This is a genomic window from Sporosarcina contaminans (genome assembly GCF_042679045.1).
Taxonomy (GTDB): Bacteria; Bacillota; Bacilli; order Bacillales_A; family Planococcaceae; genus Sporosarcina; species Sporosarcina contaminans.
This window is the reverse complement of sequence record NZ_JBHTLT010000020.1, coordinates 101,768-115,238: the sequence shown is the minus strand read 5'-3', so window position 1 is coordinate 115,238 and position 13,471 is coordinate 101,768. Positions and strand designations below refer to the sequence as shown.

General features: G+C 40.4%; 12 protein-coding genes. All 12 read left to right on the top strand.

Features of this window, described 5'->3' with window-relative positions; genetic code table 11:
- The first annotated feature begins 9 nt into the window (after positions 1-9).
- Positions 10-885, top strand: a complete 876-nt coding sequence (gene folD / locus ACFQ38_RS04595; RefSeq protein WP_381479899.1) for a bifunctional methylenetetrahydrofolate dehydrogenase/methenyltetrahydrofolate cyclohydrolase FolD — start codon at positions 10-12, stop codon at positions 883-885.
- A 78-nt stretch (positions 886-963) separates the two neighbouring features.
- A complete protein-coding gene (gene xseA / locus ACFQ38_RS04590; protein WP_336823200.1) occupies positions 964-2,319 on the top strand; it encodes an exodeoxyribonuclease VII large subunit in 1,356 nt (451 codons plus the stop codon).
- A complete protein-coding gene (locus tag ACFQ38_RS04585) occupies positions 2,320-2,562 on the top strand; it encodes an exodeoxyribonuclease VII small subunit (RefSeq protein ID WP_336823201.1) in 243 nt (80 codons plus the stop codon).
- A complete protein-coding gene (locus tag ACFQ38_RS04580) occupies positions 2,555-3,439 on the top strand; it encodes a polyprenyl synthetase family protein (protein WP_336823202.1) in 885 nt (294 codons plus the stop codon). Before ACFQ38_RS04585 ends, ACFQ38_RS04580 begins: the two co-directional genes overlap by 8 nt.
- A gap of 189 nt (positions 3,440-3,628) precedes the next feature.
- The gene (gene dxs, locus ACFQ38_RS04575) at positions 3,629-5,530 is read left to right on the top strand and encodes a 1-deoxy-D-xylulose-5-phosphate synthase (RefSeq protein WP_336823203.1); all 1,902 of its coding nucleotides are present in this window, start codon (positions 3,629-3,631) and stop codon (positions 5,528-5,530) included.
- Positions 5,527-6,348 (top strand): TlyA family RNA methyltransferase, encoded by an 822-nt coding sequence (locus ACFQ38_RS04570; protein WP_381479898.1) that lies wholly within the window; start codon positions 5,527-5,529, stop codon positions 6,346-6,348. The genes dxs and ACFQ38_RS04570 overlap by 4 nt, the downstream gene beginning before the upstream one ends.
- A gap of 75 nt (positions 6,349-6,423) precedes the next feature.
- Complete coding sequence (gene ahrC, locus ACFQ38_RS04565) at positions 6,424-6,873, top strand: transcriptional regulator AhrC/ArgR (protein WP_336823205.1); 450 nt, start codon at positions 6,424-6,426, stop codon at positions 6,871-6,873.
- 150 nt (positions 6,874-7,023) lie between these two features.
- Positions 7,024-8,724 carry a DNA repair protein RecN gene (gene recN / locus ACFQ38_RS04560; RefSeq protein ID WP_336823206.1) on the top strand — a complete coding sequence of 567 codons (1,701 nt, stop codon included), beginning with the start codon at positions 7,024-7,026 and terminating at the stop codon, positions 8,722-8,724.
- A 303-nt stretch (positions 8,725-9,027) separates the two neighbouring features.
- Positions 9,028-9,990: a SpoIVB peptidase S55 domain-containing protein gene (locus tag ACFQ38_RS04555; protein ID WP_381479897.1), complete on the top strand. Its 963-nt coding sequence runs from the start codon at positions 9,028-9,030 to the stop codon at positions 9,988-9,990.
- Positions 9,991-10,214: 224 nt separating this feature from the next.
- Positions 10,215-11,003, top strand: a complete 789-nt coding sequence (gene spo0A, locus ACFQ38_RS04550; RefSeq protein WP_336823208.1) for a sporulation transcription factor Spo0A — start codon at positions 10,215-10,217, stop codon at positions 11,001-11,003.
- Positions 11,004-11,161: 158 nt separating this feature from the next.
- Positions 11,162-12,727 (top strand): FapA family protein, encoded by a 1,566-nt coding sequence (locus ACFQ38_RS04545; protein WP_381479896.1) that lies wholly within the window; start codon positions 11,162-11,164, stop codon positions 12,725-12,727.
- Positions 12,711-13,421 (top strand): glycerophosphodiester phosphodiesterase, encoded by a 711-nt coding sequence (locus ACFQ38_RS04540; protein ID WP_381479895.1) that lies wholly within the window; start codon positions 12,711-12,713, stop codon positions 13,419-13,421. Before ACFQ38_RS04545 ends, ACFQ38_RS04540 begins: the two co-directional genes overlap by 17 nt.
- Positions 13,422-13,471: the final 50 nt, after the last annotated feature.

Genomic DNA, 13,471 nt, shown 5'->3' with positions numbered 1-13,471 from the left:
GAATTGAGGATGACAGCTAAGTTGATTGATGGTGTGGCAATCGGTAAGGAATTGAGATCGGAAATCAACGATGGAGTAAGGAAATTGCTAGAGAAAGGATGTCAGCCTGGACTTGCGGTTATTCTTGTCGGCAATAATCCCGCTTCGCATACTTATGTTCGAAACAAAGAAAAATCAAGCATAGAAGTCGGCATGAAATCCGAAGTAATTCGCCTTCCAGAAGAGGTGACAGAGGCAGAACTTTTGAAGCAAATTGAAAGTTTAAATGCAGATGATACAATTCACGGCATTTTAGTCCAACTCCCTTTGCCAAAGCATATTGATGAGGATCTTGTCATCCAAGCAATTGATCCTAAAAAAGACGTAGATGGCTTTCATCCAGTAAATGTAGGTAAAATGCTTATCGGCCAACAAACTTTTTTGCCTTGCACACCATATGGCATTATGGAGTTGCTTGATCGCTCCGGTGTGGATATAGCTGGTAAACATGCTGTCGTTATTGGAAGAAGCAATATTGTCGGTAAACCGATGGGACAACTGCTCCTACAAAAGGATGCAACCGTAACCTATTGCCATTCAAAAACGAAGGATCTGTCTTCAATTACTAAGCAAGCAGATGTTATCGTTGCAGCAATTGGCAAAAGCAAATTCATTACTGACGAACATATAAAAGAAGGAGCTGTCGTCATTGATGTCGGCATGAATCGTGATGAAAATGGAAAATTATGCGGAGATGTCGACACAGAAAAAGCGAAAGCCGTAGCAGCTGCCATTACACCTGTCCCTGGAGGGGTCGGTCCGATGACAATTACAATGCTACTGAAAAACACGTTAAGAAGTGCTGAAATGGCTGTAACTGAAGGAAGATGCAGCAAAAAAGCATAATGATTCTGTCGACATAAAAAATCAACGCTGTTTTTCAATAGAGAGACAGCGTTCATAGTAAGGTCGGGGGTGAAACTGTTGCAACCAGATTCCTATTTATCTGTCCAAGCATTAACAAAATACATAAGAAGAAAATTCGATGCCGACCCGCATTTGCGCAATGTGTTCGTTAAAGGTGAACTTTCAAACTTGAAAGTTCACCCGAGCGGGCATATTTACTTTACGTTAAAGGACGATAAAAGCAGAATTCAATCTGCTATGTTCAGATCGGCTGCAAGCAATTTGAAATTTAAGTTAGAAGATGGAATGAACGTCCTCATTACGGGCGATGTCAATGTCTATGAAGCGAGCGGCCAATACCAGTTGTATGTTCAGACGATGCAACCGGATGGTGTTGGAGCGCTTTATTTAGCTTTTGAACAGTTAAAAGCAGAGCTATCTAAAGAAGGATTGTTTAATGAAAAATTTAAACAGCCACTCCCTCTGTTGCCACAAAAAATCGGTGTTGTTACCGCACAATCAGGAGCGGCGATACAGGATATTTGTTCTACGATTGGAAGGCGCTATCCGTTGGCAGAAATCATTTTATTTCCCGCAATTGTCCAAGGCCCCCAGGCAGCGCCATCCATCGTCCGTGCAATCCAAATGGCAGAATCAGTAAATTCCATCGATGTATTAATTGTAGGACGTGGTGGGGGATCGATTGAGGATTTGTGGGCATTCAATGAAGAATCCGTCGCAAGAGCGATTTTTTCTTGCCGAATTCCTATTATTAGTGCGGTCGGCCACGAGACGGATACGACCATTGCCGACTTTGTTGCAGATCGTCGAGCTCCGACCCCTACAGCAGCTGCCGAAATGGCGGTTCCATCGAAGGAAGAGCTATTTGAAAGAATTTTGGAGCGAAAACGTTCATTGTATACATCCTTTTCAAATCAAATTAAAATAGAACGTAAACGGCTAAATAGTTTTGAACAATCTTATCCGCTTCAATTTCCGGAAAGGCTATATCGACCATTTACAGAAAGATTAAGTAATCTTGACGACCGATTGACAAGAAGCCGCTCCGAATTAACGACGAATCGGAGGGCGGAGCATGAAAGGCTGAATCGTTTGCTAACCTATTATTCACCTATACAGCGTATCAAGGAAGGAAGCAATATGACAGCATTGCTGACCGAAAGATTGACGCGCGCGACTCACAATGAGCTGCGAATTTATAAAGACCAATTTGGCTCGGTTGTCAGGACGCTAAAAGCTTTGAATCCGCTCGAAGTGATGGAAAGAGGGTTTTCCATCGTTTACAAAAACGATAAAGTCGTGAGCAGTGCAGCAGCATTCCAAAAGGGCGATCCAATCGACATCCGCATGCCCGATGGAACTTTAAGAGCGGAAGTCAAGTCAGTTAACGTATATGACGAGGGGGAAGAATAGATGGATAAAGAAACACTTCGTTTTGAAGAAGCCATGTCCAACTTAGAACAAATCGTCCAAAAGCTTGAAACTGGAGATGTTCCGTTGGAAGAGGCCATCACATTATATAAAAAAGGTATGGAGCTGTCCGCTTATTGTCACGGAAAACTGCAGGATGCGGAACAACAGCTGATCTCGATCATCGATAAGGATGGTAACAAAACTCCTTTCGATCCAGCGAAAGGATTAGAAAACAATGAGTGAAAAACTAAAACAATTTATTGATAAAAATATACCGATCATCGATAGTGAAATGAATAGAATTGTACAATCATTGCAAATGCCCAAGTCGTTAAAAGATGCAATGCTTTATTCAATAAACGCCGGCGGTAAGAGAATAAGACCTTTACTAGTACTTTCTGTTTTAGAAGATTTAAACGCAACTTCAAAGGATGCATTAAAAGTAGCTTCGGCAATAGAGCTCGTTCATACGTATTCACTCATCCATGACGATCTTCCGTGCATGGATGATGACGATTTCAGAAGAGGGAAACCGACGAACCATAAAGTATTCGGCGAAGCGACAGCTGTCTTAGCAGGAGATGCAATGCTTACACTATCATTTCAATTAATGGCATCTTTGGACAACACATCGCCAGAAAAGGCAGTCAGGTTAGCCAAGCTACTGGCAGACGCAGCAGGGGCAACCGGCATGGTAGGAGGCCAAATCTTAGATATGGAAGGGGAAACTACCCGGCTGAACTTGGAGCAATTGGAGAATGTCCATATGCATAAGACAGGTGCACTTCTTTCATTCAGTATTGAGGCAGGGGCAATTTTAGCGGATGCAGATGAGGATGTTTTTGGCTATTTGAAGGAATATGCAAAACATATCGGTCTTGCGTTCCAAATAAAAGATGATATTTTAGATGTCACTTCAACGACGGAAGCGTTAGGAAAAACGGCTAATAGCGATGCATCGAGCCATAAATCAACATATCCTGCTTTGTTAGGCTTAGAAGGAGCCGAACAGCAACTATTGAAATACCATGACCTATCGATTAAAAATCTGTCATTTTTAAAGAAAGAGCAACCATTATTGGAGTTGTTTGCTAATTATATTATGGGAAGACTTGCATAAAGAAAAATGTTTCTGCTATGTTCCTTAAACGCTACTAACAATTCGCCTTAGAAGTAGCCTTTTCATTGAAAAAAATGAATTTTCTCCTAAAAGCTTGCTGAAAGATTTTGTATTAAAGTTCCTTCTTGCTATAATGTAAGCTACAAGGATGCGAATTAGGCAATTAATTTATGAAGGTGCGTGATGACGATGGATCTCAACCAAATTACAAGTCCATCATTTCTTAAAAAGCTCGATAAGAAACAATTGGAACAATTATCTCGAGAAATCCGTAAATTCCTGATCGAGAACCTTTCCGTTACTGGCGGTCATATCGGCCCGAACTTAGGGGTAGTGGAATTGACGATCGCATTGCATAAAACATTTGATAGTCCGACTGATAAATTCATCTTTGACGTAGGCCATCAGGCATATGTACATAAGATTTTAACAGGACGGGCAGGACAGTTTAACACACTTCGTCAATACAAAGGGCTAAGCGGCTTTCCTAAAATGCTTGAAAGTGAACATGATGTATGGGAAACCGGCCATAGCTCTACGTCATTATCAGCTGCAATGGGGATGGCAGCAGCAAGGGATATGAAAGGTGAAAAGAACTACATCGTCCCAATAATTGGGGATGGAGCGCTAACTGGCGGAATGGCACTTGAAGCATTAAATCATATTGGTCATATGAAAACGAATATGACGGTTATATTAAATGATAATGAAATGTCAATTGCCCCGAATGTCGGTGCTCTTCATTCTGTTTTAGGCAAACTGCGCACCGCCGGCAAATACAATTCTGCTAAAGATGAATTGGAATATATTTTAAAGAAGATCCCAGCAGTCGGTGGAAAAATGGCGGCAGCTGCAGAGCGGCTTAAAGATAGTTTAAAATATCTTGTTGTTTCTGGTGTATTCTTTGAAGAATTGGGCTTCACTTATTTAGGACCAATTGATGGTCATGACTTTTATGATTTAGAGCGTAATCTTCAATACGCCAAAAAAATGGAAGGACCTGTCTTGCTCCACGTCATTACGAAAAAAGGAAAAGGATATCGACCTGCTGAAGACGACAAAATTGGAGCTTGGCATGGTACGGGTCCATATAAAATTGAAACAGGAGATTTTGTGAAGTCCCCAACTATTGCCCCATCATGGAGTGGACTTGTTGCTGAAACGGTGCGTAAAATTGCCCGTGAAGATAAAAGAGTTGCTGCAATAACACCAGCAATGCCGGTCGGCTCCAAATTGGAAAATTTTGCAGCAGAATTTCCAAATCGATTTTTTGATGTCGGTATAGCAGAACAACATGCTGCTACAATGGCTGCCGGACTCGCAACACAAGGCATGAAACCGTTCTTGGCAATTTATTCAACGTTTTTACAACGTGCTTATGACCAAATGCTCCACGATATTACAAGGCAAAATTTAAATGTTTTTATTGGCATTGACAGAGCAGGATTAGTCGGAGCTGATGGTGAAACACACCAAGGAGTCTTCGATATCGCTTTCCTACGTCATATGCCAAACTTAGTAATCATGATGCCAAAAGATGAAAATGAAGGACAACATATGGTGAAAACAGCATTATCTTATGATGACGGGCCTATTGCGATGCGATACCCGAGAGGCAATGGACTCGGTGTGCCAATGGACGAGCAGTTGAAAAGGATACCGATCGGAACATGGGAAGTTCTTAGGGAAGGGACTGACGGAACAATTCTTACATTTGGAACTACCATTCCGATGGCATTACAGGCTGCTGAAAGGCTATCTCTAAAAGGAATGCAAGTCAAAGTAGTCAATGCACGATTCATAAAGCCATTGGACAATATAATGCTTCGTGAATTGTTTGCAGATGGAAAACCGATCGTCACAGTAGAAGAGGCTGTTTTAGCGGGTGGATTCGGAAGCGCTGTCATTGAATATGCTCATGATGTGATGGAGACTGTGCCACCAATACATCGACTTGGCATTCCAGACGAATTTATCGAACATGGCAGCGTTGATAAACTGCTCGAAGAAATCGATTTAACGGTAGATTACCTTGAACGAGACATGGAAGAAATGATCCGTAAGCATGCGGTCGAAAGGGAAATTGTATGACGAATGGGCAACAAAAAGAGCGGGTCGATGTATTATTAGTGCAACGTGGACTTGCTGAAACCCGCGAACAGGCTAAACGGTCCATTATGGCAGGCATCGTTTATTCTGCTGAAACAAGACTGGACAAGCCTGGTGAAAAAATAAAAATTGATGCTCCGCTGACGGTAAAAGGCATAGCTATGAAATATGTTAGCCGAGGCGGGTTAAAACTTGAAAAAGCGCTTGGAGTGTTTGATGTCTCTGTCGAAAATAAAATTGTCTTGGACATCGGTTCGTCAACTGGCGGATTTACAGACTGTGCATTGCAAAATGGTGCAAAGCATTGTTATGCATTGGATGTTGGAACGAATCAATTGGCCTGGAAAATACGACAGGATGAGCGTGTAACAGTAATGGAAAGAACGAATTTCCGGCATGCGACGTCTGATATGTTTAAGGATGGGAAACCTCAATTTGCAACGATTGACGTCTCCTTTATTTCTCTAAAATTAATTTTGCCTCCGCTTAAACAAATAATTGAACAGAATGGCGATGTCATCGCTTTAGTGAAACCGCAATTTGAAGCAGGCAAAGAGAACGTCGGTAAAAAAGGTATCGTCAGGGACCGAAATGTTCATATCGATGTTTTGCTGAAAATATCGGAAGCTGCAATTCAAGAAGGTTTTTCAGTAAAAGGGATTTCATTTTCCCCGGTTACAGGCGGAGAAGGAAATATTGAATTTCTATTCCATTTAAAATCAGATGAAAGCCCGGAACAACCATTTGACAAAACAGCGTTCACTCAGTTAGTTGATGAAGCGTACGCTGCGTTACACTAAATTTCACTTTGCAGACAAACCGATATGGGTGTTAGAAAAGTGACAAATTGATAAATTAACATCGGAGTGATTGTATTGAATAAAGGACAAAGGCATTTAAGAATTCGCGATATCATTACGAATGAGGAAGTCGAAACGCAAGATCAGCTAGTCGATAAATTAAAGAAAGCGGGAGTGGATGTTACGCAAGCAACAGTCTCCCGCGACATAAAAGAATTGCACCTCATTAAAGTGCCATTGTCTGACGGCCGCTATAAATACAGTCTTCCGCCTGTCCATCGTTTCAATACGGAAGAAAAGCTCCGGCGTATGCTGACAGACGCTTTCGTAAGCATTGACAGTGCCAGTCACTTTATCATCTTAAAGACTTTGCCTGGAAATGCACATGCAGTAGGCTCACTTCTTGATAACTTAGGATGGGATGAAATGCTCGGTACAATATGTGGTGATGATACGTGCATGATTATATGCAGGGATGAAAACCTTACTACTCAAGTGAAGTCCCGCCTGCTGGAGATGCTGTAAATAGATTCAGCGGCGGTTCCTCGCATCTATATGCAGCTCGATAGGAATGAAGAACAATTAGTGCTTTCCTGCTTTTGAAAACCATTTATCTGTCTGGTGATCGAGTCACATATAGTAATAAGGTTGTGAAGAAACGAGGTGACCAATAGTTTGTTAGCTGAACTCTCAATAAGAAATTTTGCCATTATCGAACAGCTTTCGATTACATTTGATGATGGGCTAACAGTACTGACTGGTGAAACAGGGGCAGGGAAATCGATTATTATTGATGCCGTACAGCTTCTTGCGGGAGGAAGAGGATCGCAGGAGTTTATTCGACATGGTGAAAAAAAAGCTGAGCTTGAGGGCATGTTTACGATTGACGATGATGAGCATCCGGTATTCCAAAGACTTGAAGAATTGGGAATAGAAACAGAGGATGGCACGCTCATTCTTCGCAGAGATATAAATGCTTCAGGCAAAACGACATGCCGAGTAAATGGGAAATTAGTGACAATTGCTATTTTAAGAGAAATTGGTTCTCAATTAATCGATATTCATGGCCAACATGATAACCAAGAATTAATGCAAGAGAAGCGGCATATTCATTTATTGGATCAATTTGCCGGTGAAACCTTCTTGCAATCTTATAAAAATTATATTGACATATATGACCGTTATTCAAAATTAAAGCGTAAGCTAATGACCGCTAATGAAAACGAGCAACAAGTAGCGCAAAGAATTGATTTATATTCGTTCCAGTTAAGAGAAATCGATGAAGCCCAATTAACGATTGGGGAAGAGGAACAATTAGAAGAAGAGAAGATGAAACTTCAGCATTATAATCGATTATTTGAAAGGCTGAATACTGCTTATGAATCCATTAGCGGGGATATGCATGCGCTAGACTGGGTTGGCTCTGCAATGAGTGACTTGGAAGATGCTGCGTCAATCGATAAAGAATTGACAGCTCAATCCGAATTAGTTGCGAATTGTTTTTACGTTCTTCAAGATACGGCTCATGAATTGAAAAATAAAATTGATCGGATGGAATTTGATCCGTCGCGTCTATCATACGTTGAAGACAGGCTGGCACAGCTTCTCACATTAAAAAGAAAATATGGGGCAACGATAGAAGATATCCTTCTGTACCGCGAAAAAATTGCGGAGGACCTTGATCGGCTAATGAATCGTGATGAACGACTTGCTCAAGAACAAGAGCGATTCATACAGCTTCAAAAAGATTTGGAAGTCGAAGCGAATGAACTTTCGATAATCCGAAAAGAGGCAGCTAAGCATTTGGAAGTGGCGATCATGCAACAGCTAAAGGAATTACATATGGAAAAATCCACCTTTAAAGTGGCGGTCGAAAGAAAAGTGGCAAATCAATTTGATCTAAATGGTTTTGATGATGTGACATTTCTTATTTCAACGAATTTGGGAGAGCCATTGAAGCCGCTTGTGAAAATAGCTTCCGGTGGGGAATTGTCAAGAATTATGTTGGCTTTGAAAACAATTTTTTCAAAGCATCAAGGGATCACATCGATTATATTTGACGAAGTGGATACAGGTGTAAGTGGTCGCGTTGCCCAGTCGATTGCCGAACGAATTGCAATGATTGCAACCAATTCGCAAGTTTTATGCATATCGCATTTGCCGCAAGTCGCAGCAATGGCGGATCATCATTTTTTGATTAAAAAAGAAGTGAAAAAAGATCGTACGACAACATCTGTATGTGATATAACAGGAATTGAACGTACTGAAGAACTATCAAGAATGCTGTCGGGAACTGAAATAACACCTTTAACATTGCAGCATGCAGAAGAATTATTATCCATGGCAGAGGAACGTAAAGCTGATTTTCGGTCATAATTTTAGTTTTAACGCATACATATGCGCTCCAGACTGTAGACAAAGTACTTTTTTAACTTTGTCTACAGTCATTTTTCGTTTGAGTAAAAAAATGAACTCTGTAACTTGACCAGAAGCGCTTGACGTCTTAAAAAAAAATTCGCTGTTTCCTAAACATTATTTGAGCATCGTCCGATACAGGTAAGGTTTACGGAGTAGTAGCGCGTATACATATCAAGTATGCGTTTTTTTGCTTGAAAGTACCTTTCATAAGTTTGCGCTGAACGGACATACCAATAGTACATTTCATCGAGGAGGTGAACTATGGGATGGAGTAGACGTCTGGCGTTTACCGTTTCGTGTGCCGTATTTTTGATTTTTTCATCCTTTACTTCAGCTGCATTTGCTGAGGAGGATACGCTTATTCCAATGGGACATTCCATCGGGATTCAAATGGAGTTGTCCGGCGTATTTGTAACGAATGACGTATTGATCTATGAAGGCCAATGGCTGAAAGCGGGCGATGGAGTCAAAAAAATTGACGAACAATCCATCCATACATTACGTGAATTCGAACAAACGCTACAGGAGAAAAAAGAACGATTTCATTTAACAATCGATCGTAATGGTGAAACTTTGCAGTTTGACGTAAAAAGTGAAACTGTAAAAAGGCTGCTTCCGTTTTTAAAAGACCGCACGGAAGGAACCGGTACGCTGACGTATGTCGATCCACATTCAGGGACATACGGCGCACTTGGCCATCAAATCGTCGATAGTTCCTTGAAATCACCCCCTTCTTTTCGCGAAGGCGCCATTTATCTTTCGGAAATTGAACAAATTAAAAAGAGTGAACCAGGCTCACCAGGTTATAAAATATCTTCCATCGTAAATAACAACGAATATCTTGGTACGATTAAGACGAACGGCATATACGGCATTTTCGGCATGTGGAACGATGCTTATAAGAAAGTGTTATCCGAACCGTTGAAGATTATGCAGCCAAGTGAATTGCAAACAGGTGATGCAGAAATCTTTACTACGGTAAAAGGCACGGAAGTCGAGTCATTCTCCATCCGAATTACACAAGTCGAGGAAGAGCAATTCCAATTCATTTTGACAGATCCTAAACTATTGGAAACAACAGGCGGCATTTTACAAGGAATGAGCGGAAGTCCTGTCATCCAAAATGGAAAGTTTGTCGGAGCTGTCACTCACATGTTTGTGGATGAACCGAAAAAAGGAGCAGGTCTGTTCCTAATTACGATGAGAAATGGTGAAAAACAGTAAGGAAGAAAAGACTGTTCCATCCGGTATGAGCAGACGGATGGAGCAGTCTTTTTATGTCGATCTTCTGTTGATTGCTGCATAGTTCGTCGAACGTTGACGAAACTATCCTCCATAAGATGTATTTTTAAATATAAGAAAGGGTTTTACAGATAGATGTCGAATTTTTCCTATACGCTGCAAATCAATACGACTAATGCATGAAAATGACCGTAGGGGGAAAAAGAATGGAGAAATTGAAAATTGCAATTGCAGATGACAATAAGGAACTTGTAAAAATGATGGGGGTCTATTTCGAGCAGCATCCGGAACTTGAAGTGATTTGGACAGCTCATAATGGTCGGGTATGCTTAAGCCAATTGAAAGAAGAAATGCCAGATGTGCTTCTTTTAGATATTATTATGCCACATTTAGATGGAATTGCAGTTTTGGAAACGATAAAAGATGATTCAAGTCTTTCCGATTTACAAATTATTATGCTGACAGCTTTCGGTCAGGAAGATGTTATGGCTCAAGCTGGAGGGCTTGGTGCGTCTTATTTTATGCTGAAGCCTTTTGAATTCGATCGGCTCGTCACTCAAATCTTCCAAGTGGCTGGAAAGCAAAAGCAAACGAAGCCGCCAGTGAAAAACAATCAAACTGAGGAGGTTGGTCTCAGTCAAAGAGCTTTGGACACAACAATTACGTCCATTATTAAAGAAATCGGTGTCCCTGCTCATATTAAGGGGTATGCCTTCCTCCGTGAAGCCATCCAGATGGTCTACACAGATGTCGATCTATTAGGATCGGTAACAAAAGTTTTATATCCCGATATCGCAAAAAAGTATAACACGACGCCTTCAAGGGTAGAGCGCGCCATCAGACACGCAATTGAAGTTGCATGGAATCGAGGAAATTATGACGTTATCTCGAAAACTTTTGGCTACACAGTGCATCATTTAAAAAGCAAGCCTACAAATAGTGAGTTTATAGCTATGATAGCTGATAAGATTCGCTTGGAACATATGGCGAGTTAATTCTCTGAATAACCAAATAATCGGCTATCAGGTAAAAATCCTGGTGGCCTTTTTCATTACCCCTGACTTTTCACCTATTTAAGCATTACAGCTATTAAATTTCTGATAATAATACTATAATGAAAGAGCGCAACTGAAAGAGTGAAGGGGTGTTGGCTTTGCTAGTCCAAAATGATTATTTTGATTTATATGTGAGTGGAAACGATGTATTGTTAAAGTTAAAAAAAGCGGGATATCAGCTTAAGTCATTTGACCAAATTACGAAGGAAAATCCGCGAATAAAGATCAGTTCTTTCCCTGCACTTAGGAAAGCGCTTACAGATGTAGGGAATGAAAATTCGATCGGCTCTTATTTACCAGTCATTGAACTACATATATCTCAAGATAAACTGACAGCAGAAATAACATTTAATGTAACTATGGAAGATTTTGAATTAAATAGAGACCAATATATAAAAGATGCAGAAAAACTGTTGGATGATTATGGTGTCGTTTGTGGCAGAAAATCTTTGTCTTCAATGAAATTGCTGCCTTTATCTACTGTTATAGTAGCTGAAGGGAAAAAACCGCAAAAAGGTGAAGATGCAAAAATTACATATATCGAAAAACCTGAGCGAAAACCTGTTATAAGGGAAGACGGAATAGCTGATTATTATGAAATGAATTTCGTTACACATATTAAAGAAGGTCAATGGTTAGGAGAAAAGATTCCACCGACAGACGGCATTCCTGGCAGCGATGTATTTGGGAATACAATTGAAGCGCAGCGGGGAGCCGACTCGAAACTTACATATGACCGAAAATCTGTTGTGGAAGTTGAGGAACAGGGAAAGACTGTATTAAAGGCAATGTTTGGAGGAGCATTGGAATTTTTGCCAGGGGATATTGTCAGTGTAGGACAGCATTTAATTATTAATGGAGATGTTGGGCCAGAAACAGGTTCCATAAAATTTGAAGGAGCTGTAACGGTTTATGGAACAGTATTGGCGGGTTATTCAGTTAACGCAGTCGGCGACATTTCGATTGAAGGAAATGAAAGCGTTACGAATGCGAAAGAGATTTGTTCTTCTGAAGGTGATTTATATATAAAAGGCGGCGTCTTCGGCGGAGGTACAACAATAATCGAAGCGCGCGGCGATATTTTTATAAAACATGCAAATAACTGCAAACTTTTCGCGCAAAATATTCATGTCGGCTTCTATATGTTAGGAGCAGATGCAGTAGCGGAACGTATATTTGTTGATAAAAATAAAGGCAAAATCATTGGCGGACATATTGAAGCATTATATCGAATAGAATGCGGATATGCAGGAAACCAGCATGAGAGAATGACTCATCTTCATGCCAAAGGAGTGAATAAAGACTTGATTTACTCTGAAATACAGCAAATGGCTCAAGAATTGAAAGATGTACAAACTACAGTGAGCCATTTGGAACAACAGCTATTGAAAATAGAACAGTTAGGAGCATCCCTTCGAGGAGAACAAGAAGCGGCATATGAAAAACTGAAAGAGACTGTCCAACTAAGCAAAGATAAAATAGTTGAACTTGATCAAGAAATTCAAGCGGGAATGTATAAAATTAGAACAGCAGTACGCCCGCAAATAGAAATATCAAAGGAAGCTTATCCAGGTGTAATTATTCAAATAGGCGATCAATCCACTTCGTTAAATAAAGAAACAAAGGGCGTTTTTGAAGTTGTCGATCATGTCCTTAATGTATAGACCAATTGTTTTTGCACATAGGGGGGCATCTGCGTACAAATATGAGAATACGATGGATGCTTTTCAGAAAGCGTATGATATGGGAGCAGACGGAATCGAATTGGATGTTCAATTAACTGCAGATGGAGTCCCTGTCGTCATTCATGATTTGAATATGTTTAGAGTAGCGGGTGTGAAGCAAAATATAACGGATATCCATTCATCTGAACTACAGCAGTTAAAAGTTGGAAAAAAGTTTTGGCGAATACTTTTCGGTCACCCGATCCCAACGCTCATTGATGCAATTTTGTTTTGTGAAATGCATCATATGGCGTTGAACATAGAGTTGAAAGAAAGTGTTGCAGAAAATAGAAATTCGATTAAGGAAATAATTGAAAAGGCGTCGATAATAGGAGAACTGCATATATCTTCTTTCGATTACACTTTATTGGAGAACGTGAAGGAAATTGATCAAAAAGTTGAAACTGCTTTGCTTATGAGAAAAAAAGCGGTTGATTGGAATAATTTAAGTAAATATATAGCTGCGGATGGGTTTAATTTCCATAAACGTTTATGGAAGGAACCGTATCTTGGCAATATGGTCAACACGGGAAAAAAGTTGCGAGTCTATGGAGTTACGGGCCATGAGGAAATAGCGAAAAATCCTCCCGCGTTTGTAGATGGATGGATCACTGACTATCCTAACCGCTTCTAAAGCATAAAATAAATAACTGTAAAAGAAGCAGGCGAAGGTTTAATATCTCT